This window comes from Vibrio sp. STUT-A11 (assembly GCF_026000435.1).
In the GTDB taxonomy this organism is placed as follows: domain Bacteria; phylum Pseudomonadota; class Gammaproteobacteria; order Enterobacterales; family Vibrionaceae; genus Vibrio.
This window is the reverse complement of record NZ_AP026764.1, coordinates 77,832-103,711: the sequence shown is the minus strand read 5'-3', so window position 1 is coordinate 103,711 and position 25,880 is coordinate 77,832. Positions and strand designations below refer to the sequence as shown.

Genomic DNA, 25,880 nt, shown 5'->3' with positions numbered 1-25,880 from the left:
CCCTGCTTGATCAAATGATTAATATGGTTCAAGCCTTAGAAATATTTGGGTTGGTTTCGCTATTTAGTGTCGTCAGTAGAGTGGGTTGAGTCACGGCCAGTTCGAATGTTATCAACCGAATCCTTATAAAAGGATGAGGTGGTATGCATCAGCTGTTTTACGATCTGCTCTTTGTCCGACTCACTGATCAGACGCTGCCTGACAAACTTCTCAAGGTGCGCTTTTTGAACCGTATTCAGCATATGATGTAGCCATTTTCTATGGGCTGTCGCCGTAATTACGGGATAGGTTTTGTCCAGCTGGCTGACGGTATCTGCGCTTTGCTGGCGCCAGGACGCCCAGACCTGAAGCACTTGTTTTTTCAAAGCGGGTTCAACTGGGTAGTCGTTTAGCAGAGCTTTAAGTTCGATAAGCGTTAAATCGGTAGTAAGTAATCGCGACCAAGCGAGTTCGTACTGAATGGACACATCTGACGTAGGTTTGTGTGTCCACTTATCAAACGTGCGGAAAAGCGATCGCGTGTGAGTATGTTGAGAATTTGGCTGTTGGTATTTATGGCGCGCCGCGTCCATTTGTTGATCAAAAAACTCTCTGTGCTTTTGATAACTTTCCATTGAGATCAAGCCCTGATCATAAAGCAAGTAGAGGTATTCACTCTCGATACTCAAGCCTTCCATAATGAGTTTCTTATACAAACTTTGAGTGTCCACTTCTGTGGTATAGAGATGACGCAAATCGCGCTTTTCTTCATCCACATGCGATTTAAGTGATTGCATGATTTCGTCAGGAGCACCGCTGTCGGCTAACGGTGTTTTTGCCAGGTGTGCCAACACTTTCTCACTGGCTTTCATCGCCGATAACATAAGCTCTTTCTTGGTAATCTTCTCTTCAATGCTGGTTTCATCCAGTTTTAACCGGCTCGCAAGAGGAGATAACGTCAGCCCTTGAATCAAAATGGTAAAGAACACCGCACCCATGGCGACGGCTAACATGGTTTCTCGTTCTTCGACAGTAAATAATGAGGTGTCGGTAATCACTAATATCGAAAGTGCAAGAGTGACCGCACCTCTTAGTCCACCCCATAAACAGATGTGTTGGTATGATCGCGGCATAGAGTAGGAAAGGCGGCGGAGTCGCCCGAAAAATGGCAAAATCCAGTACACAAAGCCCGCTCTCGCGGCAAGCATGCTGATGATCACCAGCAGAGTGTTTAACCAATGCGATGCGATCAATTCCAAATTTAACCACAATCCCACCAGTATAAAAATCATGGCTTTAGCGAGATCGGACATGTAGGTCCAGAAGCTATTCAGATACTGATTGGACTCATTACTGATCGGTAATGGCGTATTTTTTGCCAATACTAAACCGCAAATCGTCAAAGCGACAATACTGCTGGCATGGACAAGCTGCTCAACAGAGACAAAGCATCCAATCGCAGTGACAAGGCTGATGCTTATTTCGATATAAGGATCGTCGGGCAGCGACTTCATCAGCCAAAGAAGCAGGTGACCCGTGACATAGCCACAAAGTGCACCGACTAAAAAGACCCAAGTGAATTGCCACAGCCCGGTGAGTACCATATCTGTCGGGGTTAGGTGCATGGCAAAAATTAGCACCGCGATTTTGTATGCTGCAATGACGGTCGCATCATTGAATAAACTTTCTCCCTCTACAATCGTGATGAGATCTTTAGGCGCGCCGGACTCCTTAAAAATAGCGATCGTGGCGCTGGGGTCGGTAGCACTTAAAATAATCCCAAGGATTAGGGCGGTCTGAGGCGTTAAAATACCAATAAAAACAAGTGTCGCTGTAATGATTAACGTTGAGAACATGACGCCGGGAATGGCCATGATCATAATCGCGGACCAGTTAGCGGTGAACTTAGCGAAATCGAATTTATAGGCGGCCTCGAACACCAATAACGGTAGGAAGACGAATAAGATGGTCTTCTCTGCAGTATCGGGTTCGTAGAATATGCGGATGCCTGCTGGCAGTTCGGGTAGAAGTGTAAGGCAAACACCAGACATCACCAGAATAATTGGGAAGGGGACTCGCAGCGCTCTTGCAATCAGGGACGAAGCCACGGATACTGTTATTAACAGTACGATACCTAAGATCGATGATATGAAAATATCAGGAACATTCATACTTACTGGACGTCTTATTGGCTGCGCTAAACCTATGAATTAATAATGGTTCATCTTTGGATAAGATTCCTGATTAATTTGAAAAGTACCTAATGTTCCCTATCTATTTATCATTCAAACGATCGAAATTATTTTTTGCAGCTAATGACGGCCGCAATGATTAACCCCATCCCGATGCCAGCAATCAGACAGCCGACAAAGGCGAGCGCAGAATGCTGAATAAAGATCATCCCCACCCCTAAGCCGAGTAGTGTTCCACCGCCAATAGCCCAGTTGCTTTTATCTTTAGGGTTTGTCTCATCGTTCATTTTACAACTCCTTGATCGTTGTATCTGTGACTAACTATAGCTAAGGATTCGGCAATGATGATGTCGAAGGTTTCAACTTGGTGGTTTCTAGTCAATACGACTATTAAATACTTGTCGTGAAAGATTAAAAAACAAAGGTGAAATAGTGCCACTAAATGAAATTAGCCTGGAGATATAGACTAGAATTAGAGTAAAAACTTATTTCTCAAGGTATCAGAGTGCCTTGTCTCACGCTGTTGACTTACTTGCAATATCGATGAGCAGACTGGTCATCGTAGTAAGTATAAGGATTCGATATGTTTGAGGTTTTTACACGTCTCGCTGATTGGGTGACTTACCAGCTTTTTTCTTTACAGCCCAATACCAAGCTCGCAGATGCTATTCACTTTTTTATTGAAGACGTCAGTAAAATCCTGGTGCTACTGGTCGTCATGATTTATGTGATTGCGCTGTTTAGAGCCTCGTTAAATGTCGAAAAAGTGCGTCACTATTTAGCGGGAAAACGTAGATGGTTTGGGTATCTTGCGGGCAGCTTTTTTGGTGCAATCACTCCATTTTGCTCTTGTTCTAGCATTCCAATCTTTTTAGGTTTTACCTCTGCAGGTATTCCTATTGGTATCACTATGGCTTTCTTGATCACCTCGCCGTTGATTAACGAAATCGCCGTGTTGTTGCTATTCAGCTTACTTGGCTGGAAGTTCACCGTCATGTACGTCGTGATAGGGATGCTTATCGGTATCGTGAGTGGCTGGATCCTTGATGTGATCGGTGCACAGCGCTGGTTACAGCCTCTGGCATCAAAGGCGATGCGTAATGCCAAATTTCCGCAACAGAGTCATGAAACCCTAAGTGACAATGGGAGCGCGGGAATAACGTTGTCAGAGCGACACACGTTTGCCAAGCAAGAGATGGTCGAGATTGTAGGTCGTGTCTGGAAGTGGGTGTTTATTGGGGTCGGCATTGGAGCTGGCTTACATGGCTTCGTTCCTGATGGTTGGATAGAAACACATTTGGGATCCGGTCAATGGTGGTCGGTTCCGGCGTCGGTACTTATTGGTATTCCTCTTTATTCAAATGCGACAGGTGTGATTCCCGTGATGGAAAGCCTTCTTCAAAATGGTTTGCCAATCGGTACTACATTAGCATTTTGTATGAGCACGGTTGCCGCAAGTATTCCTGAGTTTGTGATGTTGAAACAAGTTATGCAGTGGCGACTTCTTGGTATGCTTTTCGGTATGTTGCTGCTCGCGTTTACGACGATGGGATGGATATTTAATTTACCACTATGGCGGTTTTAGGAGCTGGAGATGAAAGTTTTTAAAGTGTTGGGTTCAGGCTGTGCGAACTGTGTTAATACAGCAAACTTGATCGAAAAAATAGCGGCGGAGCAGGGGGTTGACGTTGAAGTGGAAAAAGTCACGGATATGGAAACCATCATGGACTACGGAGTGATGTCTACACCGGCCGTGGTGATGGACGAAGAGCTAGTGCATTCTGGCGGAGTCCCTCAAGCGGAAAAAATTCAGTCGTGGCTAACATCTTGATGGCAATAAAAAAGGCTGTTTTTTAACAGCCTTTCCTTTCTCTAATATCTAGCCCATGACTTGGTTGGGTAGCCAAGTGACCAAATCTGGGAAAACCATAACAATACACAAAACCAGCAATTGCACTAGGATAAATGGGGTGACTGATTTATAGATATCCAGCATGGTAATGCCTTTTGGCGCGATGCCTTTTAAGTAAAACAGAGCGAAACCATAAGGTGGAGTTTGTACTGCGATAACAATGTTAAGGATCATCAGAACACCAAACCAGATAGGGTCGTAACCCAATGCGACAGCGACAGGTGTAAAGATCGGCGCGCACATCAAGACAATAATGAATTCATCAATGATGAAGCCCAGAAGTAGCATGATGATCTGGAACATGATGATGATCATGATCGGTGGCAGATCGAGACTGGTTGTAATGTCGGAAACCATGCCTTGTACGCCCATCAGGAGATGGAAGTTACTGAATACCGACGCTCCAAGGATGATCCACATCGCGACGCTGACTAAGGTTGCCGTTTGTAGCCCAGCTTTCTGAACCATTGCTGGCTTAAAGCGTTTAAACAAAATAGACAGAATAATCGCACCCACAACACCGATTGCACCAGATTCGGTCGGTGTCGCAATACCTGCAATAATACTGCCTAACACAGCGACAATCAGTAACAGTGAAGACGCGCCGTCACGAATGGTTCTGAACATCTCATAACCTTTCGGGATCTCGATATCATTGTCGTTCTCGGTATCCAATGGTGCGCGATTTGGATTCAGTTTGCACGAAATCACCACGTAGCTAATCAGAAGCACAATGGTAATCAAAGCGGGAACCATAGCGCCGAGAAACATTTTGCCAACAGAGTTCTGTGTCGCGGATGCAAACATGATCATTGGGATACTTGGTGGAATAAGGATACCTAAAGAGCCACCAGCCATGATGACACCCAACGCCAGGCGTTTATCGTAGCCGCGTTCTAGCATCGGTTTTAATGCGATGCTGCTCGATGTCATGATGCCTGCGCCGATAATGCCAACCATAGCGCCAATCATTGAACACACGCCTATAACGCTGATAGCCAATGAGCCGCGAATTCGTCCAATGGCTAATTGGCTGGCGTTAAACATGGCATCTCCGATGCCAGAGCGAGTCAGAATCTGGCCCATGTAAATGTAGAGTGGGATTGCTAAAAGGATAAAGTTGAAAAACGTACTCTCAACGGTAGTCGGAATAATGTTGAATAAACCTTCACCCCAGGTGATATATCCCACGCCCATGGCGATTGCCGCTAATGCGAGTCCGACTTGTGCACCTAAAGCAAAAGCGGTAAGGATACAGGCCAATAACACCCCTGTAAGTACTTCAATCTCCATATGCCACTTCCTCTGTGTTTTGCTCTTTATTAAATTTTGTTGAATCTACTTTGAACGGCTGCTCTTCAAGCGAAGAGGGTACGTCGTGCTTTGAAGGTTTCAGAAGTTCTCTGGATGTCAGCAGATAGAACAGGTTGCAAATGATTTGCACCGAGTATTGAGCAATAAAAATGCCTGCAGATACTGTAATCATCAGCCAAAAGTGATGTAACGGTGGAGCCCACTCACTCTGAGTTCGATAGTTTAGCTCCAGGCTTTCGAAAAACATTCCACAGCAAACTTTGGCCATCACGGCTAAGAAACCAATGGCTAATACGGCAGTCAGCAAATCGAAACAACGTCGAATCTTTTCGGAAACCTTAGCGTGGATAATATCTACGTTGATATGAGCGCCTTTCTGTTGTGCATAAGCACCGCCCAGTGCTGAGATATAGCCAAACAAAAACAGCGACGTGTCATAGCCCCATATCGTAGGTCGGTCTAGAATATAACGTGCGAACACTTCGTAAGCGACGACACTGGCGAGTATTGGCAGGAGATAGGAGACGGAACGCCCGATACCTCTTATCAAACTCTGAACGATTCGGCAGTATCCGATGAGAATTTTTTCAATCATGTGGCCTCCTTGCAAACAGACAAACAGAGGTGGAGCGAACTCCACCTCTCAATTCTTTGTTACTGTTTTTCCAATATGTCGATAAGCTGTTTAGAGTACTTATCTGCTGCTGCGTATTCTGCTGCGAGAGATTTCCCCGCTTCTTCCCATGCTTTTTTGTCTGCTTCAGATGGTTCTGGACTCCATTTCAAACCTTTAGCTTCCATATCAGCAATAGCCTGAGATTCCCAAAGGATTGATTTCGTCATCTGTTCTTGTGCGTGAACGGTGGTAGCAGCGCTGACGATAGCCTGTAGATCGGGAGATAGCTTAGCCCATGCTTTCTTGTTGACCACAATTGGCAGCACCTGTGCGCCAGCCAGAGGAAGCGGGTACATGTATTTGGCAACTTCAACGTGGTTACCGTCGCGGTGGTCAATCATGTTAGAGCCAATTGAGCCGTCGATTACGCCTGTTGCCAGAGAGGTGTAGATTTCACTCCAAGCTAGTGAAACAGGTGAAGCACCAAGGTTTCTCAGGAATTTACCGTAAGCACCTGGCGCGCGAATTTTCATGCCTTTGAAGTCTTCAACAGACTTAATTTCTTCTTTTGTGATGATGTAGACCGGGGGCTGAATGTAAGGATCCAACCACACCAGATTTTGAGAACCATAGGCGTCTTTTAATACTTCCGACCAGCCCTTTTCGTGGAACAATGTCGAAAGTTCGCCCACATCGTCAGTACCACCCGGTAAGCCAATCTCTACAACGCCAGCAGGGAGTTCACCCGCGTGCATAGATTGAAATGGTGCGCCCATCTGGATCAGGCCAGATTTAACAGCACCCAGAATACCCTTAGTACCAACGCCTTCGCCTGAATATAAAACCTGTACAGCGATCCGACCGTCAGACATGGTTTCAATATTCTTTGCCAGGTTTTCGTAAACTTGTCCATAAGCCGTTCCACGGCCATAAAGGTTGGCAAAGCGCCAGTTCTGCTCTGCAGCAAAACTTGCCGCTGAAGTAGCCATAGCGCCCAATCCCAGTGTCGCTGCAAGCATACAGCTCAGTAGCTTTTTACCTTTTCCCTTTAGCATAGAAAGTCCTCTTCTAAATGTTTTTCGATTCCGTTTTCGATACTCATATTAAGAGTCGAGTGCTAAAGGAATAGAACCAGTCGGTGACATACGATGGTACCAGTTTAAATTTTTATGCTGGTACCATGAATATTTTCAAACTGGTACTTAGGCACCGTTTTTTTTGTCGATAGCATTCTTCTCATAGACGAAAGTAAGAGAGTGAATTATGGACAAGGTTTCGAACCAATCCCTGTTAAAGGGAACGTGTGATGCAAGCGATGACGCTATTGCTGTTGTGAACCCAGCAACAAATGAAGTGATTGGCTATGTTCCATCATTACAGCCAGCGCAGATTGAAGGGCTAATTGAGCAGTCCAAACAAGCTCAGAAATTATGGCAGGATCGAACCGCGTCAGAGCGCTCAGCCATTTTAAAGCGTTGGTACGATCTGGTTATCGAAAACAGTGATGATCTCGCCCGCATCATGACCTTGGAGCAAGGCAAACCAGTAGCTGAAGCGAAAGGTGAAATTATTTACGGCGCATCATTTATTCAGTGGTTTGCCGAAGAAGCGAAGCGCACATACGGCGATACCATTCCGACACCAGCGGGTAGCAAAAGACTCATGACAATCAAGCAGCCAATTGGTATTGCTGCAGCGATTACACCATGGAATTTTCCGACTGCGATGATCACGCGTAAAGCCGCGCCAGCATTGGCAGCAGGCTGTAGCTTTATTGTCAAACCAGCAAATCAAACTCCGCTTTCTGCCTACGCTATCGCCGAATTAGCTTATCAGGCAGGACTGCCGAAAGAGTTGCTGGTTGTGGTGAACAATCACTCTTCTGTCGCGATTGGCGATCTTTTCTGCCAACACCCAGATATTCAAAAATTGTCTTTCACTGGCTCGACTGGGGTGGGTAGCCAACTGATAAAACAGTGTGCCGACACCATCAAACGAACGTCGATGGAACTCGGCGGAAACGCGCCGTTTATTGTGTTTGATGATGCCAATATTGATGAGGCGGTTAAAGGAGCAATTGCCTCTAAATTCCGTAACGCAGGACAAACGTGTGTCTGTGCCAACCGCTTCTATGTGCAGGATGCCGTATACGACCAGTTTGTTGAAAAATTCAAAGCCGCTGTGGCAGAGCTCAAAGTCGGAAACGGTATTGAGCCTGGCGTGACAATTGGCCCGCTGATCGACAGCAAAGCGAAAGCACAGGTGATGGGCTATATCGAAACAGCTGTGGCACAAGGCGCGAACGTAGCCTTTGGTGGTGATGACCTAGGTGGATTATACGTACAGCCAACGATTCTGACGGATGTGACTCAGGATATGGATATTGTACAGACGGAACTATTTGGTCCAGTCGCCCCAATTATTCGTTTTAGCAATGACGAAGAGCTGGTCACGCTCGCCAACGATACGATTTACGGCTTAGCCAGTTACTTCTACACCAATACGCTGACTCGCGCGTTCTCTATCGCCGAAAAGCTGGAATACGGAATGGTTGGAGTGAATGAAGGGATCATCTCAAATGAAGTCGCTCCGTTTGGTGGCGTTAAACAATCTGGTTTTGGCCGCGAAGGTGCAAAACAAGGTATCGATGAATACTTGAACATTAAATACATCTGCCTCGGCGGAATGTAATAGACAACAGACTGACGATAGTTTTAAAGGAACAAGGCTATGACAAATTCACAATGGCAAGAGCGTAAAGAAAAAGTAGTTGCTAAGGGCATGGCAAACCTTAGCGCGGTATACATCGAAAGTGCGAAAAATGCACTTTTGACGGATATCGAAGGCAAAGAATACATCGATTTTGCCGCTGGGATCGCAGTAACGAACACGGGTCATTCTCACCCTCAAATTGTTGCAGCAGTAAAAGAGCAATTAGAAAAGTTCAGTCACACTTGTTCGATGGTGACGCCATACAGCAGCTTTATTGAATTGGCAGAAAAAATCGTCGATGTTGCGCCGGGTGAAGGGGATAAGAAAGTTGCCTTTTTAACTACGGGCGCAGAAGCGGTGGAGAATGCGGTCAAAGTGGCTCGTGCGCATACTGGCCGTAGTGGTGTGATCGCCTTTAAAGGTGGGTTTCATGGCCGAACTAATATGTGTATGGGCTTAACAGGTAAAGTGGCTCCGTACAAAGCGGGCTTTGGTCCTTTTCCTAACGAAATCTATCACTTACCGTTCCCAAATGAATATCATGGTATCTCTGAGCAACAGAGCTTAGATGCATTGGATGATTTGTTCGCGTGTGATATTGAACCAACCCGCGTTGCGGCGATGATCTTTGAGCCAATTCAGGGCGAAGGTGGTTTTTACCAGGCACCTGCTGCCTGGGCGCAAAAGCTGAGAGAAGTTTGTGATAAGCACGGTATCGTTCTTATCTGTGACGAAATTCAGACAGGCTTTGCTCGAACTGGCAAGATGTTTGCTTCAGAATACCTTGGAATCGTTCCCGATATCACTACAATGGCAAAAGGTATCGCTGGTGGATTCCCGCTATCGGGTATTGTTGGTAAAGCTGAGATCATGGATTCAGCAAATCCAGGTGGTTTAGGTGGTACTTACGCGGGTTCACCTTTGGCTTGTGTCGCTGGCATAGAGGTTCTTAACATTATTGAGTCAGAATCTTTGTGTGAAAGAGCGGAGCAGATTGGTCAAACCTTCGCCGAGTTGTTATCTGAGATGCAGAAAGATGTGCCCCAAATTGGTGATATTCGCCAAGTTGGTGCAATGATTGCGATCGAATTTAACGATCCTGGTACCAAAGAACCGCTATCTGAACTGACGAAAAAGCTTGTGGCAAATGCTAACAAAGCAGGCGTGGTGCTACTCTCATGTGGTGTGAAAGGAAACGTTATCCGCTTCCTGCCACCACTAACGATTGAAGATGAACTGATCTGCAAAGGGTTAGATATCATTAAATCTGAGTTGCAGGCTTTAACTCGATAGCTGATAAAACCTTCAAAAGCGGCATTTAACGTGCTGCTTTTGAGTGGTATGGTTTAGTGACCTGAATTCAGGTTAAGTAGTTGAAGCTGGGCATGTGTAAATGGCCGGCGCAGTAAAGGCTAGGTCATTTATGCTCCAGGGTTACATTCACATCGATCCTCTCGATTCTCGTACGTTACAAGAACAAATCAAAAGCAGCATCTCTCAGGCGATATTTGATGGCTTTGTTTCCAAACACCGCAGCCTTGAATCATCACGAAAGCTCGCTCAGTCCCTTTCTGTATCTCGGAACACTGTACTCAGAGTCTACGACCAACTCACTGATGAAGGTTTACTCATTTCGGTAGAGAGAAAAGGCTACTTCGTTAATCCTGAGTTAGAAGTTTCCGCAAAGAAAGCCCCTGAACGCGTACTTGAATCTGAAAGGCAATTGGATTGGGAAAAATACCTGATAGAAGGAGATGAAGCACATGGTTCAGCTGCGAATAATCTCAAGAATTATCCTTACCTCTTTGTTCATGGTCAGGTCGATGAGGACCTCTTTCCGGTATCCGAGTGGCGAAAATGCAGTATTCAATCACTGAATAAGATCAATCACAAAAGCTGGACTTCCGACGATAATGATTACCACGATCTTATTGAGCAGATTCGAACTCGGGTACTGCCGAATCGCGGAATTTTTGTCGATGCGGATCAGATTGCGTTAACTCATGGTTGCCAGAACAGTTTGTACTTAATTTCCAAACTACTGGTATCCCGCTATACGAAAGTTGGATTTGAAAACCCAGGATACCCAGAAGCACTTCAGCAGTTCAGAGCAAGGCGGGCAAACGTTCAACCTTTAGAAGTAGATAGGGAAGGCATGATTGTCGACGACAGACTGAACGCCTGTCAGCTTGTCTATGCGACTCCGAGTAATCAGTTTCCTACGACGGTTAGAATGTCTTCGCAACGCAGAAAGCAATTGATGGACAAGGCTGAGCAGGAAGATTTACTCGTTATTGAGGACGACTTTGAGCATGACATCAACTTTATAAGCGACAAGTGCCCGGCGCTTCGTAGCGAGTACCCGAGTGAGCGTATTATTTATATCTCCAGCTTTTCCTCGATTATCGCACCGGGCTTACGGTTAGGGTTTATTGTGGCGTCGCCACCGCTTATTAAGCAGATAAGGCAAGTTCAGCAGCGGATGCATAGTTTACCGCCAAAGAACAACTGCCAGACGTTGGCACTTTTCATCAGCCTTGGTTATTACGATTCGTTAATCCAGAAGATGTTGAAGAAATATCGTGAGAAGTGGTTAACCATGGAAAAAGCGTTAAACACTTATTTTCCTCAATCCGGTGTTATTCCCTCGCTCGCGGGAACCGCATTTTGGATAGATTATCGTGAAGACTTTGATGCCGGTTTACTTGAAGAATTGGCGAAGGCTCATGGCATATTGATAAACAACGGTGCCAAGTATTATACGTGTGAAAAGCGTAATAATAGTTTCCGCCTCAGCTTTCAGTCGATAAAGAATTCTGATATTCGCAGCGGTATCGAGAAGCTCGCTCAATTGGCAAAGAAAATACTTCCTATTCCGCGAGTAGAAGATGCAGAAGGCGTTCGCTTAAACGGCAAGCGTATACGAGAGTTACTTTCTGACAGGGTCGTTCTGACAAGAGATTGCTTCAATATCCCATACCGAATCACCTTTCAGGCGGATGGCAAAATGACAGGGGTGTCTGATAGACCGAATGACGTGGATGAAGGTTACTGGTGGATTGAAAATAATCACTTTATGTACCAGTGGCGTAACTGGCAATTTGCGGATGTACGCAGAGTAACGGTTATTTTGGATGGCGACGCTATCAAGCGGTTTGGTGAAGATGGCTACTTTATTGGCGATGCCACGCTGGTTGGTGAAACAGCCCAAGCCTAGAAACCAGTCAAAAGAACATGGTTGTATATAATCAACCATGTTCAAATTCGACCTGGCTATTTTCTTAATAGCGCTGGGTTTATTTAAAACGATCCACCGAGAACAGAGACAAGTTAAACTTAGCCGGTTTATCAATCGCTATATCTGCGACCACTTCGCCAATCACGCTGGCAAATTTGAATCCATGCCCGGAAAATCCAGACACTAGCACGACATTGTCATTTTCAGGGTGCTTATCGATAATGAAGTTTTCATCTGGCGTTCGGGTGTACATACAGGTTTTACCAAACTTCAGCGATTCAACGTGGGGCATGTGTTTATCTAGCAGTTGTTGAAGGTCTGCTGAATCTGTTTGGTTGTCGAAAGGCGTGATCTCGGCGTTGGGATCTTGGTCGTCACCTAAATCATGACGGCCTATTTTTAATCCAGCACCATCAATACTTGGGAATCCGTAGTAGATACCCTCTGGCGTTACAAAGGAAAATGCAGGGAAAGTCCCCTCTCCATAAAGAGCTTCTGGTGCATTGTACCAGGCAAATGTTTTACGGATAGGGCTGATTGGCAAGGTTACGCCTAGCATATCCAGCAGGTCGTTTGACCATGCACCAACGGAGACGACCAATTTCTTACCCTGAAATGTATTGCCGTTTGCTGCAACGCTGACGCCATCATCAAGAAGTTCAACGCCAGATACCTTATGGTGTGTAAGCAGTGTTGCGCCGTGAGCAAGGGCGAGATAACGGTATGCCTGAATGCAATCTTCCACTCTAAGCACGCCTGACGTCGACTCAAAACAACCGATATATTCTGGTGGCAGGTTGAGGCCTTCAAAGCGTTGGTTTGCCTCATCGGCACTTAAAATTTCAAGCGGAAGCTGATGTTTTTTTGCACTGGCAATCAGCATCGAGATAAAAGGTGAGCGCTCATCACCAATGTTAAGAACACCCGTTTTGAGGAATAAAGATTTGCCTGATAACTGTTCTAACTCGCCCCACAATTCTTGCGCTCGTAACGCCAATGGTACGTATTCTTCACCTTCTCCGTATGCATGTCGGATAATGCGGGTTTCACCATGATGACTGGCGTGTGAATGGGGTGGATCAAAAGCATCAAGAAGTAGTACTTTTTTCCCTTGTTTAGCTAAAAAGTAGCCTGTGGACATGCCCATCGATCCTGCACCGACAACAATCACATCGTACTGCATTATGACTCCGTTAACGTTATGTAAAGCTGTTGAGACTCTATCACATTTCAATAGATTACAAAGGCACTAATAAACGTAAACGAGTAAGTTCGAGTTTTACTGCTTCACGGTATGGGCTTACCGACATTACTAAACAGTCACTTTTTAGCTGTACTTCCCGACACCGAGGTGAAAAACACTATTCTTCTGCTTCTTTGGCCTGAATTATGCTTTATTTACTCTATTTGAGAGTTGTTTTCTTTCTCCCCGAATGTGATCCAGCGTCCAGATTCTTTTTGTTGAAACTTTGTTGTCTAGAGGGTAGAAAATGCTTGTTGTACCGAGAGCAACAAAATCAGGGCGTATATGAGTTTATGTTCATATAGTGGTAATGTGATTATAAAACAGTGGGTTACTTGCTTTTTGGGAGGGTTTTTATAAGGGCTGTCACACGGTAAAGGGTTAAGTAAGCCTTGATGTACCGAAAAGGAGTAGGGAGTACGCCTTAATTTTCATCCTTGAGTAAAGCCTCAAAGGGTGAGGGGCTCCCGAAGATAGCACTTATAATTTTTACTATTGAATCCACTTACTACGAATCGAAAACTATACAAGCAGCAACAGGTAAGTGGAGCGAGTAGGAGAAAAAACATGAGTGGCTTACAGGAAATACAATCAGCTGGTGCAAACGTCATTCTGCATGCTTTTGATTGGAAGTATGCTGACATTGCCCGACGTGCAAAAGAGATCCATGAGCTAGGCTATGGTTCTGTTCTGGTCTCTCCACCAATGAAAAGCGCTAACGATGAACGCTGGTGGCAGCGCTATCAACCTCAAGATTATCGTGTTATCGACAATGCCCTTGGTAACACTCAAGATTTTATCCATATGGTTAATGAACTGGGTCGTTTTGGTGTACTCGTGTACGTAGACGTTGTGTTCAATCATATGGCGAATGAAGCGCATATGCGCCAAGATCTGCAATACCCGAGCAAAGAAATTTTACAGGAATACCAAAATCACCCAGAGAAATACAAGGCGCTCAAGCTGTTTGGTGACTTATCTGAGCCGCTTTTTACCGAAGAAGACTTCGCGCAAGCATTTGGCATTAAAAACTGGAAAGACAAATGGCAAGTACAAAATGGTCGAATTACTGGTGGGCCTGCCGATCCGGGTTTGCCGACGCTAAAAGTATGTGATCATGTTGTTGAGCAGCAGCGAGCTTATTTGAAAGCGCTGAAAACGATTGGTGTAAAAGGGTTCCGTATTGATGCGGCCAAACATATGACTCTCGAGCACCTTAAGCTTGTCTGGACTGATGAGATTACCCGAGATGTGCACATTTTTGGTGAGATCATTACAGATGGCGGGGCGACCGTCGAAGAGTATCAGCTCTTTCTTGAACCATACTTGCAAGAAACGCGCTTAGGTGCCTATGACTTCCCGTTATTTACCACCATATTTAAAGCGTTTTCTAAAGCAGGTAGCTTTAAGTCGTTGATCGACCCATATTGTTTCGGTGAGGCATTGTCACCGGGTCGAGCCATCACTTTTGTTGTGACGCACGACATTCCAAATAACGATGTATTCCTCGACCTCGTTATGGATGAAGAAGACGAATGGTTAGCGTACGCGTATATATTGGGTAGAGACGGTGGTGTCCCTTTGATTTACACCGACTTAGACACCAGTGGGATTAAAGACACAAACGGTAAACCAAGATGGAAAGGGGCATGGAGTGATCCTCGCATGGCTACCATGATTAAGTTCCATAATGCAGTTCATGGTCAACCTATGAAGGTTATCGAAGGTAACGACGACATGCTGGTGTTAGAGCGGGGGGAGCAAGGTATTGTGGTCCTCAACAAATCATCTCGTCCGCAGTCTTTGTCGCTTGCAACAGAAGGAAATTGGTTAGATATGATGACTGGAAACACAGTTTCGTCCCAAGATGAGATCAAGGTACCGGCCAAGTCATCGATGCTACTTTTGGCCCAGTTGTAGTACTGTAAGCTTGTTTAACGTCGATTCGTCAAGGCGCTAAACAAGCCTTCTTGGTGAGATGAGCATTGAGAGCCAAGTCATTTTCGCTGAACCAAGCATCTCGAGGTTATTTGGGTATAAAGCGTTTAGTATCGAGTTTTTTCGAACGAGTGTTCGGAGAGTTTCATGCCGAACTCATTGTTAGTGAGAAAACTTGCTTGATCTGATGAGACAGATCAATCTTAACCATTATTTTACTTTTCTGTCACATTGGTTCAGCTACACTTATCGTTGAATTGGCAGACACAAGGAGACGGCTATGATTGCAGTTCACCGAGACTACTGTTTATCTAGACGCCCGGATTTACACGCGCATATCGAAGTAAACCCTGTCGGTAAATTAAAAGTCGAGATCGTCGAACTTCAACAGTGTCACTCGACGGCGTTTGACGATTTGTCTTTTGAAAGCCGTGGCAACGAGACGCGTATTTGTGGTAAAGAAAACGCGGCTCCTTGGCAATTCAAGCTTGCGGTTTCCGATGCTAGAGAGCTTTCTCATTTAGTTGAGGAAGCGAGTGAAGAATATGAGACTTTAATGAATGATCTTATGTAATTTGCTCTACTCGTAATCGCGTAGTGGTGTTCTAAGTATTTAAAACCTCCCTGTAATTGGGAGGTTTTTTCATTATTGAAGGTTTGAGACTTCCATCAAACTAAACAGTAATGAGTTCGATACCTTTTGCTCGAATTTGGGATTGAGTATCGGCTTCGAGACTGCTATCGGTGATGATATGCGTGGTATCGACTAAATCACAGGCTTTATAGAGCGAATAAGCTCCGTACTTTGAACTGTCCGCAATCAACACCTTTCTGTTGGCGTTTAGAATTATGTCTCTTTTCAAAGATGCCTTTTCTTCGGTTGGTGTTGTGACACCTTTTTCCAGGCTCCAGCTGTTACAAGTTAGGAAGGCAATATCTGGATGAATAGAGCGGAGTAGCTGTTTACCATGCTCACCAATGGTTGACTGGCTGCTATGGTCCACAGCGCCTCCGGTAACAATGACTTCTATCTGTTTAAACTCAGACAGAAACAACGCGATGTGCAGATCAACCGTAATAACTCGAAGTGGAAGATGAGTGAGGTTTTTGACCAACGCCATTGACGTTGTCCCCGCATCCAACACGATGGAATCTCCAGCCTGAACTAATTCTGCTGCACTGTCTGCGATATGTTGCTTTTCTCGCATACTGCGTAGCATTTTTTCATTAGTAGTTGGCTGATTGGCGACAAATCGATTTAAAGATACGCCACCATGAGTTCGGGTGATGACACCTTGCTCATCCAGTTTGATTAGGTCTCGTCTAATCGTGGCAGGTGATGCTGCCACGACTTTGACCAAATCATCCACGGTCACCAGGTTATGGTGTTTGAGATACTCAGTTATTTGCTCAACGCGGTGTTTTTTCATACATTGCTCAATTTAACCGCCAATTCGACGGACTTAATCATACTTTCAGGGTTAGCTTTACCTGACCATGCAATATCAAATGCAGTACCATGGTCTGCAGAGGTACGGAAAAACGGCAAACCAGCGGTAATATTAACACCGTCGTAGAAGCCCATCAATTTCAGAGGGATATGCCCTTGATCGTGGTACATGGCAACGACAATATCATATTGGCCTTGTGACGCTTGTAGGAAGACAGTGTCTGGTGGGCATGGGCCATAAACGTCAATGCCTTCATTTTTCATAGTTTCGATACATGGGTTCAGGACTTCAATCTCTTCGGTACCGAACAAACCGTTCTCGCCAGCATGAGGGTTCACGCCTGCAACTGCAATTCTAGGCGTTTCGAACCCCGCTTTTTTCATAAACTCGTCCGCAATCTTAATCACAGTGTTTACGCGAGTCTGATTCAGAGTCTCCAAGAATTTTAGCAACGCGATGTGTGTGGTTACATGGATAACACGTAGTGTATCGGTGTAAAGCACCATGGCGTAATCTTTAGTATCCGTAAGCTTCGCCAGTAACTCTGTATGACCAGGGTAGTTATGGCCTGCCAAGTGCAACGCTTCTTTGTTCAGAGGCGCTGTGGCAATTGCGCTGATTTCACCATCTAGGGCTAGCGAAGTTGCTACTTCGATACAGCGGTAGGCAAGGTCACCAGCTTGGGCTTGCACTGTGCCGATCTTAAATGAACCGATGTCTTCCAGTGGAATATCGATAACATTCACAACGCCAGTACTAAAATTAGCTTCACTAACCTTGTTAATAACATTTATTTCTTGAGATGGGGCAAGATCTTGCTTAAGCACTTCCTCAAGAACTTCAGCACTACCGATTACCACACAGTTTGTCCCAGATAGCGAATCTTCGGCTAGTGCTTTAAGAATGATTTCCGGGCCGATACCTGCAGGGTCGCCCATTGTAATACCAATTACACCTTTCATTATTTGACCTCTTTATTTAAATGCTGAATAACTTTAGAGAAAGTGCTAGCGTCGCCAAACCCGCCTGCTTTCGTGAAGATAGGAAATTGGGTTAATTCGCTATCAAGTGTTCCCCATGGCACGCAATCAGCGACAATACCGCCGATGTTGTAGGTAGGGGCGTTCAATTTCTGCGCGGTGGCTATGGCAATGTCACCACCGCAAAGAATCATCCCTCCGAGTTTTTGAGTGGACTCGGGGGGGGCAATAATTTGTGTCGCTAACTCCGCCAAGCAGTTACGAACATGCTCAGCCAGTGCTTTTTGAGATAAATTGTGTTGCGCTGCTATCGCGCTGAGCTCATGTCGAATCTCAGGGTCTTTACAGCTTCTTATTACGCAGTTGTGATTGCTGTTCAGCCATTGGATGGCTTCTGATGATTTTGCTTGTAAGTACGACTCAAACTCAGAAGACAGTAAAGCTTCTAACTCCAGTTCAACCACTTGCGCTATTTCATTGTCGAGTAGGAACTGTGTTTGTTTGAAAGTGGTTTGACTCATCGACCCAATTATCGCCAACACAGGTCCTTGGACGTGATTCATTGCTGCCTTTGGATTACTTGTATTGTCGACGATTGCCTGGGTCAGTTCCCCAGTTGTTACAAAGACAGTTGGTATCGATAACTTCGCCGCTGCCTGATAAAGCTCAAGCAAATCTTTGTTTGAATTTGCGTCGCAGACAACAATTTTGGTACCGCTTTCATAAAATTTATTGAAATGTTGATGGTGAGGATCATTATTGTGATCTGACTGAAGATATTCGCTCATTTCACTGGTAGTTTGTGAGCGCAAGATATCAATGATTCTCGATGAAGTAATAGGTGATTTCGGATCAGAAGCAAACTCTGTCTCTGACAGTGGGGTGTCGTTGACAAAACAAAGGCCGTTAACCGTTTTTCTTTTAGCGATTGGGGCCGCGATTGCGACGATGGCTAAATCATAACCGGTGTCAATTAATGCTTCGATTTCGCTTCCAACATTGCCACGCAAAGTTGAATCGACTTTCTTTATAAGCAGTGGTTGATGCTCAGCTAAATGAAAGCTTTTTGATATCTGAGCGAGCTCAGCTTTCGCGTCTTGCTTGTCTAGATCTCGGGAGTCAGTACAAATGATGCGAACGGCAGTGCCTTGGCCGCTAAGCACTTCAGGAGTTAGCAGAACTTGCGTTTCTACCCCTGATGAAGCTAATGCGACACCTACATCGTTTGCGCCAGTGAAATCGTCAGCAACAATGTAAACAGGTTTATCTATTCCTTCCTTCATGACGAAATTCTTACTCCAAGATTTGCAACTACAGTTATTGTAATCAAAAAATCGCTCAAATAAAGAACTTTTTGATTAAATTTAATCAAAATGATTATTTGTGAGCTAAATCTCGTCGATGGTCAGAATTTTTATGTATAAATATATCAAGTTTAATAACGGCGATGATTGAAAATAATCAGTCCTAGCGATAGATAAGGGAAGTGAATGAATATTTTTACAACTGTGATAAGTGGTGGCATCGAACAGATGTTTCAGGTGTTATCAAGTGAACAGAATCTGTTAATAATGACAGACAGCAACGTTATTAAGCTGGACAAAGTTCAGTCGTTTGTTTCTTCACTTGATAAGCAGGGATACCACTATACGTTAGTCAGCGATTTACCTGCAGAGCCGACCAACCTTGATGTCGAAAGCCTACTCGATACATTGCCAGAGAACGTAGATGCTGTTGTTGGTATCGGCGGTGGTAGTGTCCTTGATATTTCAAAACTAATTTCTGTGCTTTACGCATCACCTTCAGAGAATCTGGCGTGCTTTAACCGCTTATTAGAAGGTGAAACACCAGAGTCACGAATTCCTTTAGTGCTTGTTCCTACTACAGCAGGTACTGGTGCAGAAGCAACGCCAAACTCAATCATCGCGATCCCAGAGCGTGCAACAAAAGTGGGCATCATTTCTCCTGTGATGCTTCCTGATTATGTTGCTCTGGTTCCTGAGTTGACCACTTCTATGCCAGCGCACATTACTGCTTCAACAGGGATTGATGCGCTATGTCACTTAATCGAGTGTTACACCGCGAGCGTAGCAAACCCAGTTGGTGATAACTACGCGCTGATCGGCATGCAGAAGTTTTTCGCGAATATCGAGCAAGTGATTGAAACACCAGAAGACTTAATGGTTCGACTTAACCTGTTGTGGGCTTCGTACTACGGCGGGGCATCCATTTCTCATTCTGGTACCCACCTTGTGCATGCGTTGTCTTACCCACTTGGCGGCAAATATAAAATTCCACATGGCCTGGCGAACTCACTGTTACTCGTGCCAGTTATGAAGCATATCTACAGTCACTGCGAAGAAAAGTTAGCGAATGTCTACCGACTACTGCCTTCTGCCAACCTTGAGTTGTCTGAAGCAGAAATGGCATCCGCGTTGGTAGATTACTTAGAAAACCTAGTACAAAAGCTAGGTCTACCTACTTACCTCAATGACATTGGCATTGAGCGCGAACAGTTGCCTGAGTTGGCGGCGAGCGCAATGCAAGTAACCCGTTTACTTAACCATTCACCAGTTAAAGTTTCTGAACAAGATGTTTTGGAGCTTTATCAGAGCATCACGAAGTAAGGACAAACTATGACCAGCCCAATAACAGGTCCACACGTTGCTGTTGTCACCCCTTTCGACAGTCAAGGTACATTGGACGAAGCTGCGCTAAGAGCACAAGTTCGCAGACAGCTATCAAACGGTAATAAGATTTTCTGTAATGGAACGAATGGCGAATTTTTTGTCTTGAGTGATTACGAAAAGCGTCGAGTAACAGAAATCTGTCTTGATGAAGCAAAAGATAGCAGCCTGGTTGTTACTCATATTGGTGAAACGAATCTTGCTCAAACCATTCAACATGGTAAAGACGTTGCAGCGATGGGTATCAAGGCGGTTTCTGTGATTACGCCATGGTTCTCAGCACTGCGTCCACAAGAGTTAGTGCGTTATTTCCAACAAGTTGCAGATGCGGTGCCAGTACCTGTTTACTTGTACAACATTCCTGCTCGCACCGGAAACACGATCACGCCAGAGATTGCTGCCGAGTTAGCGAAGCATCCAAACATTTATGGCATCAAAGACAGCGCTGGTTCATTGGAAAGCCTGCAGGGATTTCTTGCTGTTAGTGAAGAAGCGGAAAACTTTGATGTACTGACTGGTCCGGACTCACTGATTCTGACTGGTTACAACCTGGGTGCTGTTGGTTGTATCTCGGGTATCGCGAATATTGTGCCTGAGCTCGTTAACCAGGTTTATCAAGGTTTCGTACAAGACGACCAAGAGTTAGCAAATCAAGCACAAGAAAAGATAAATCATTTACGTGCAACCCTATACCCAATTGCATTTGCGCCTGCTGTTGTTAAGAAAACGATGAATTTACTCGGTGAAAAAGTCGGAGAGAGCCGTTACCCGGTCTATTTCACTCAGGAAGATACCGACAAGATATTGTCTATTGTCAACGCATAGCCAGACATATACTTATAATAAGGATCCCCAGTAATGTTTAACAAAAACCTTAAATCTGCACTCAAAACCGCTGTATTGTGTTCAACTCTTGTTGCAGCAGGCGTACAAGCTGCCTCTACCGCAAGTATTATTTCTCAGCCACCAGGAAACGGCTGGTACACGTATGGCACGACATTTTCACAATTAATTCCTCGCGCTACTAACGATGAGTACAAAATCAAACTTATCCCTCGTGGTGGCGGTATGACAAACCCTGTGGTTGTAAACCAAGAGAAAGCTGACTTTGGTTTCGCAACATCTAACGCTGCTGTTTGGGCTCGCGATGGTCTGACAGACATCTATAAAGGCCGCACGAACAAAGAACTGCGAATGGTTCTGGATAATGTTCAACAAGCGTACACCATCACTGTGGCTCGTAAAGCGTGGGTTGATCAGACTGGTAACGATACTTGGGAAAAAATCATCAACGCCGATAAAGTCATTATCGCGATGAAGCCAACAGGTTCTCAGGTTCCTATCATTGCTGATTACATCTTTGAATCTTTAGGTTCCGACTTCGAGACCTTAAAGAAAGAAGGTAAGATTGTTCAAATGGGCAGTGGTCAAGCAAGCCAAATGATGCGTGATAACGCTATCGATGTTTATATTGATAACGTTCCAGCGATGCACCCTAACTTGACTGAAATGACACTAACAAGTGATGTCACTTATATCCCTTACTCAGATAAGACGCTTAAAAATTTAGCAAAAGTTGGCCTGCCAACGGGCACGATGCCTTCTGGTACTTATGATGGCCAAACGGCAGATTACGTAAACCCAGTTAGTGCTACTGTATTTTTAACTAACTCGAAAGTGAGTGATGACGTTGTTTATAACGTAACTAAGTCACTGGTTGAAAATCAGGCTGAAATTAAGAAGTCACACTCACCTCTAAAATTCTGGCACCCAGAAGAGATTGGTCAAGCAGAGCAACTAGTTGAGCTACACCCAGGCGCAGCTAAATATTACAAAGAACAAGGCTGGATTAAATAAGTCCAGTTTGAGTAAGACAGGTGCATATATAAATAATATATGCATCTGTTTCTCTAAAGCTTTAATTAAGCTTTGCTTAATGAGTTTAGTAAGTAGGGTATTGTTATGAACTACAAAAACTTTATGAAAGCACTAACTGCGGTAATTGGTATCGCATATATCGTGTTTTTACTTCGACAGTTTTTTTATCCGCTATCTCCTTTAACGGCTGCAAGTATTCATGTCTTTACGGCGACAGCTTTAGTTTTATGTTTTCAACCTCTTGAGTTTAAAAACGGCGCGTTTTTATATCTCGGTAGAATAATTAATCTTATTTTTATCGGATTAACCTTGTCGGTGGTATACCACTATTATACGTCAATCCCAAGGTTAGAAACCCGCCTGGAAATGATCGACGATGTATTATTCTCTGATAAATACGCGTTTATTGTTGGCTGTTTGATGCTATTTGAAGCAGTTCGACGTTCAGTAGGCTTCTCTCTTCTCTCTGTTGTTATTGTCTTTGTTGCCTACGGTTTCTTAGGTCCATACTTCCCAGGTTGGACTGCGTTTGAAGGCTTCTCTTTAGATACAATGACAGAGTTAATCAGTATGCAAGCTGACGGTCTGTTTGGTATCACAGCAAGTACCGCTGTTAACTTTGTATTCTTCTTCGTTATGTTTGGCAGTGTGTTCACCATGACAGGCGGCGGTAGCGTATTTATTGACTTAGCAATGAAGGCCACTGCATCTCTGACTGGTGGCGCAGCAAAAATGTCACTACTTGGCTCTGCTTTGTTTGGCATGGTGAGTGGATCTGCGGTTGCTAATACAACATCGACAGGTGTACTTACGATTCCGATCATGAAGCGCTCTGGCTACAGTAAAGAGCAAGCTGCAGCGACAGAAGCGATTGCTTCAACTGGTGGTCAGCTAATGCCACCTATCATGGGTATTGCAGCGTTTGTTATGGCTGACATGCTAGGTATTCCTTACGCTGAGATTGCTGCTGCAGGTATTATTCCGGCTGCTGCGTTTTACTTTGCACTGTTCATCATCATCGATCTACGTGCGAGAAAAACAGGCACAGGTAATATCTCGAAAGAAGATCTACAGTTTGAGCCGATTCTACCTCGCTTGCACCTATTGATCTCTCCAGCGTTCTTGGTTATCGCTCTGATTTCTGGATACTCTGCACCTTATGCGGCGTTCATTGGTACTGTATTTGCTCTGATTGCACCACTGTTTAGAAAGCATACTCGCTACAGCTACAAGATTATCTACCCGATGGTGATGGATGTGGCTAAACAAATGTCTTGGGTTTCAGTGCCTCTTGCCTCTGTGGGTATCATCATGGTGTTGGCGACTCAATCAAACCTGGCATTTAAGTTCGTAGAAATTTTGAGTGCAGTTGGTGAGAACAACCTATACCTATCACTGGTTATGGTGATTGTTGGTTGTATTATCATGGGTATGGGGCTGCCGACGGTTGCTGCCTACATCATCGGTTCAATCATCTTTGCTCCTGCAATGATTGAGATGGGTGTTGATGTACTGGCTGCAAACATGTTCATCATGTACTACTGCGTACTGTCAATGGTAACGCCACCCGTTGCACTCTGTGCTTACGCGGCATCGGCCATTGGTCATAGTGACTCGTCTAAAACTGGCTTTATCGCGTTCTCTTACGCACTGGTTATTTTCTTAGTACCGTTTAGCTTTATTACAGACCCTGTCGTGCTTTGGAAAGGTAGTTGGTATCTCATTCTGATTGCTTTCATGGGCATGCTAATGGCGACTTTCTGCTGGGCTGTATTCCTACAAGGCTGGTTGAAGAAAAATCTGAATATTGTGGAAAGATTACTCTTCCTAGTCGCGAGCTTAGGTATTGTATTAGATAACTCTGCATCACCGTTTTGGTTCTTCTTTATCGGTATGGCGACCATGTTAATTCTATGGTGCTGGAAGTCTTCTGCAAAAAAAGTTAGTTCAGTGACTCTCGCATAACTCCTCTGTTACGAATATAGCTCTCTAAAACAGAGAGCTATATTTACTCAAGTTTTAAATTTTAATTTATAGGGCAAATTCAATGAATCAAGAAGCTATTACTGTAGAACGTGACGGTAAAGTCGTGCCAGTTGAGCATCGTGAGCAATACTATAATGCAATGCTACCTTCCGACTATCCTCAAAACCATGCGTCGAATTTGCTTGTTTTACCAAATGGTGACTTGCTATGTACCTGGTTCGCAGGGACGCAAGAAGGGGTATCTGATATTTCGATTCTGTGTTCGCGCCTTCGTAAAGGCTCGAACGAATGGGAGCCAGCGGTAAAACTGTCCAATGATCCAGAGCGTTCAGAGCAAAACCCAGTATTATTCTTAGACCCAGACAACACACTTTGGTTGTTATGGACGGCTCAACTGGCGGGTAACCAGGACACCGCGATCGTACGTTACCGAAAATCATTTGATATGGGTGAAACATGGCAAGATATCGATGTATTGATCGATAAGCCAGGAACCTTCATCCGCCAGCCTATCGTGGTTTTACCAAACGGTAATTGGTTGTTGCCAATATTTAACTGCACGATCAAACCAGGTGAGAAATGGGTGGGTAATTACGACACCAGTAGCGTGAAGATCTCGGAAGACAAAGGCCAAACTTGGCGTGATGTCGACGTTCCAGATAGCCTGGGTTGCGTGCATATGTCTGTGGCGCTGCTAAAAAATGGTTCTCTGATCGCGGTATACCGCAGTCGTTGGGCTGATTCTATTTACAAAAGCTACTCCCATGACAATGGCGAGACCTGGAGTGCACCAGTTCCAACTGAGCTGCCAAACAACAACTCTTCGATTCAGCTTACCGCGTTGAATAATGGTGATCTGGCGATGGTCTTTAATAATATGAGTGCAGAAGGTGCAACGGATCGTCGTAGCTCTTTATATGATGAAATTGAAGATGGTAGCGACGCGAAAGAGCCTGAAATTATCGATGGGAAAAGTGCATTCTGGGGTGCTCCTCGTGCACCAATGTCACTGGCTATCTCTAAAGATGACGGCGCAAGCTGGTCGATCGTTGCGCATTTAGATGAAGGCGATGGTTTCTGTATGACGAACAATTCACAAGAAAAACTCAACCGTGAATTCTCATACCCGACGATTACTCAATCAAGCGATGGTGCCATTCATATTGCTTACACCTACTTCCGCCAAGCAATTAAATACGTACGTATTAATCACCTCTAAATCATCTGCAAATGAATAGGGTAGCTCTTTGATAGGGCTACCTGTTATTAAGAGATACGACTATGATATGTGGAAATCTATTATCGCTAGAAACGGCAGGATTGCCGCGAGCGTTTAAAGACATTTTATCTCATCCGGAGTGTTTACTTGAGTCGCTCATTCAATCTGATGACGGGAAAATGCAATTATCTAATGAAGAGTGGTTCGTTAATATTGGTCCGGCACAAACACAAGAACAAGAAGTAAGACACACAGAGTTTCATAACCTTTATGCCGATATACAAGTGGTCTTGGAAGGTGAGGAGATCATCAATTATGGCGTTGTCGATTGTTCAGATGAAGAAGCGGTAGAAAAGAAACCGGATTTATTCATCTTGGCTAATCCAAAGCTGTCTCAATCGGTGCACCTTAAATCAGGTGACTTCGCGATTTTTATGCCAGGTGAGCCTCATCAGGCTTTGTGTATGGTTTCTGAACCAAAACAAATCCGCAAAGCCGTTTTCAAAGTCCCGCGATCTATCTTGGGAGAGTGAAT

22 protein-coding genes are annotated in these 25,880 nt (G+C 44.6%); 13 read left to right on the top strand and 9 right to left on the bottom strand.

The genetic code is table 11. From position 1 onward, the window contains the following. Positions 1 to 59: 59 nt before the first annotated feature. Both OO774_RS16210 and OO774_RS16205 read right to left on the bottom strand, forming a co-directional pair. Complete coding sequence (locus OO774_RS16210; protein ID WP_264907450.1) at positions 60 to 2,150, bottom strand: sodium:proton antiporter; 2,091 nt, start codon at positions 2,148 to 2,150, stop codon at positions 60 to 62. 128 nt (positions 2,151 to 2,278) lie between these two features. Beyond that, entirely contained in the window at positions 2,279 to 2,458 is a 180-nt protein-coding gene (locus OO774_RS16205) for a hypothetical protein (protein ID WP_065298237.1), read from the bottom strand. Between the two features lie 296 nt (positions 2,459 to 2,754). Between OO774_RS16205 and OO774_RS16200 the strand changes: the two genes are divergently transcribed. After that, on the top strand, positions 2,755 to 3,756 hold the full coding sequence (locus OO774_RS16200) for a permease (protein ID WP_264907448.1): 1,002 nt from the start codon (positions 2,755 to 2,757) through the stop codon (positions 3,754 to 3,756). Between the two features lie 9 nt (positions 3,757 to 3,765). Then, positions 3,766 to 4,002 carry a thioredoxin family protein gene (locus tag OO774_RS16195; protein WP_264907446.1) on the top strand — a complete coding sequence of 79 codons (237 nt, stop codon included), beginning with the start codon at positions 3,766 to 3,768 and terminating at the stop codon, positions 4,000 to 4,002. A gap of 48 nt (positions 4,003 to 4,050) precedes the next feature. Here the strand turns inward: OO774_RS16195 and OO774_RS16190 are convergent, their stop codons facing one another. Genes OO774_RS16190 through OO774_RS16180 form a run of 3 tightly spaced genes read right to left on the bottom strand, consistent with a single transcriptional unit; the run spans position 4,051 to position 7,068 of the window. Further along, positions 4,051 to 5,376, bottom strand: coding sequence for a TRAP transporter large permease subunit (locus OO774_RS16190; RefSeq protein WP_264907444.1), 1,326 nt, complete (start codon positions 5,374 to 5,376; stop codon positions 4,051 to 4,053). Continuing rightward, positions 5,366 to 5,992 (bottom strand): TRAP transporter small permease, encoded by a 627-nt coding sequence (locus OO774_RS16185; protein WP_264907442.1) that lies wholly within the window; start codon positions 5,990 to 5,992, stop codon positions 5,366 to 5,368. The genes OO774_RS16190 and OO774_RS16185 overlap by 11 nt, the downstream gene beginning before the upstream one ends. Before the next feature lie 59 nt (positions 5,993 to 6,051). Continuing rightward, positions 6,052 to 7,068, bottom strand: coding sequence for a TRAP transporter substrate-binding protein (locus OO774_RS16180; RefSeq protein ID WP_264907440.1), 1,017 nt, complete (start codon positions 7,066 to 7,068; stop codon positions 6,052 to 6,054). Positions 7,069 to 7,276: 208 nt separating this feature from the next. Between OO774_RS16180 and OO774_RS16175 the strand changes: the two genes are divergently transcribed. From OO774_RS16175 to OO774_RS16165, 3 genes are all read left to right on the top strand, one after another. Further along, a complete protein-coding gene (locus tag OO774_RS16175; RefSeq protein ID WP_264907438.1) occupies positions 7,277 to 8,704 on the top strand; it encodes an NAD-dependent succinate-semialdehyde dehydrogenase in 1,428 nt (475 codons plus the stop codon). A gap of 39 nt (positions 8,705 to 8,743) precedes the next feature. Next, positions 8,744 to 10,018, top strand: coding sequence for a 4-aminobutyrate--2-oxoglutarate transaminase (gene gabT / locus OO774_RS16170; RefSeq protein WP_264907436.1), 1,275 nt, complete (start codon positions 8,744 to 8,746; stop codon positions 10,016 to 10,018). Between the two features lie 100 nt (positions 10,019 to 10,118). Further along, a complete protein-coding gene (locus OO774_RS16165; RefSeq protein WP_264907434.1) occupies positions 10,119 to 11,942 on the top strand; it encodes a PLP-dependent aminotransferase family protein in 1,824 nt (607 codons plus the stop codon). A gap of 79 nt (positions 11,943 to 12,021) precedes the next feature. Here OO774_RS16165 and solA read toward each other — a convergent pair whose 3' ends face one another. Further along, entirely contained in the window at positions 12,022 to 13,146 is a 1,125-nt protein-coding gene (solA, locus tag OO774_RS16160) for an N-methyl-L-tryptophan oxidase (RefSeq protein ID WP_264907432.1), read from the bottom strand. A gap of 627 nt (positions 13,147 to 13,773) precedes the next feature. Here solA and OO774_RS16155 point away from each other — a divergent pair. Then, a complete protein-coding gene (locus OO774_RS16155; RefSeq protein WP_264907430.1) occupies positions 13,774 to 15,126 on the top strand; it encodes an alpha-amylase family protein in 1,353 nt (450 codons plus the stop codon). A 298-nt stretch (positions 15,127 to 15,424) separates the two neighbouring features. Continuing rightward, on the top strand, positions 15,425 to 15,718 hold the full coding sequence (locus OO774_RS16150) for a hypothetical protein (RefSeq protein ID WP_264907428.1): 294 nt from the start codon (positions 15,425 to 15,427) through the stop codon (positions 15,716 to 15,718). Positions 15,719 to 15,818: 100 nt separating this feature from the next. Here OO774_RS16150 and OO774_RS16145 read toward each other — a convergent pair whose 3' ends face one another. The 3 genes from OO774_RS16145 to OO774_RS16135 are packed head-to-tail and all read right to left on the bottom strand — an operon-like array spanning position 15,819 to position 18,858. Then, positions 15,819 to 16,574, bottom strand: a complete 756-nt coding sequence (locus OO774_RS16145) for a DeoR/GlpR family DNA-binding transcription regulator (protein ID WP_264907426.1) — start codon at positions 16,572 to 16,574, stop codon at positions 15,819 to 15,821. Continuing rightward, on the bottom strand, positions 16,571 to 17,557 hold the full coding sequence (gene pdxA, locus OO774_RS16140) for a 4-hydroxythreonine-4-phosphate dehydrogenase PdxA (protein WP_264907425.1): 987 nt from the start codon (positions 17,555 to 17,557) through the stop codon (positions 16,571 to 16,573). The genes OO774_RS16145 and pdxA overlap by 4 nt, the downstream gene beginning before the upstream one ends. Next, positions 17,557 to 18,858, bottom strand: a complete 1,302-nt coding sequence (locus OO774_RS16135) for a four-carbon acid sugar kinase family protein (RefSeq protein ID WP_264907423.1) — start codon at positions 18,856 to 18,858, stop codon at positions 17,557 to 17,559. The genes pdxA and OO774_RS16135 overlap by 1 nt, the downstream gene beginning before the upstream one ends. Before the next feature lie 207 nt (positions 18,859 to 19,065). On the opposite strand from OO774_RS16135, the gene OO774_RS16130 reads away from it, so the two are divergent. The 6 genes from OO774_RS16130 (at position 19,066) to OO774_RS16105 (ending at position 25,878) form a co-directional block, all read left to right on the top strand. Continuing rightward, positions 19,066 to 20,202 carry an iron-containing alcohol dehydrogenase gene (locus OO774_RS16130; protein WP_264907422.1) on the top strand — a complete coding sequence of 379 codons (1,137 nt, stop codon included), beginning with the start codon at positions 19,066 to 19,068 and terminating at the stop codon, positions 20,200 to 20,202. Between the two features lie 9 nt (positions 20,203 to 20,211). After that, positions 20,212 to 21,087, top strand: a complete 876-nt coding sequence (locus tag OO774_RS16125; RefSeq protein ID WP_264907420.1) for a dihydrodipicolinate synthase family protein — start codon at positions 20,212 to 20,214, stop codon at positions 21,085 to 21,087. 33 nt (positions 21,088 to 21,120) lie between these two features. Continuing rightward, positions 21,121 to 22,119 (top strand): TAXI family TRAP transporter solute-binding subunit, encoded by a 999-nt coding sequence (locus OO774_RS16120; RefSeq protein ID WP_264907419.1) that lies wholly within the window; start codon positions 21,121 to 21,123, stop codon positions 22,117 to 22,119. A 105-nt stretch (positions 22,120 to 22,224) separates the two neighbouring features. Continuing rightward, positions 22,225 to 24,105 (top strand): TRAP transporter fused permease subunit, encoded by a 1,881-nt coding sequence (locus OO774_RS16115; protein WP_264907416.1) that lies wholly within the window; start codon positions 22,225 to 22,227, stop codon positions 24,103 to 24,105. A gap of 82 nt (positions 24,106 to 24,187) precedes the next feature. After that, positions 24,188 to 25,345, top strand: a complete 1,158-nt coding sequence (locus tag OO774_RS16110) for an exo-alpha-sialidase (RefSeq protein ID WP_264907414.1) — start codon at positions 24,188 to 24,190, stop codon at positions 25,343 to 25,345. Positions 25,346 to 25,407: 62 nt separating this feature from the next. Further along, a complete protein-coding gene (locus OO774_RS16105; RefSeq protein WP_264907412.1) occupies positions 25,408 to 25,878 on the top strand; it encodes a YhcH/YjgK/YiaL family protein in 471 nt (156 codons plus the stop codon). Positions 25,879 to 25,880: the final 2 nt, after the last annotated feature.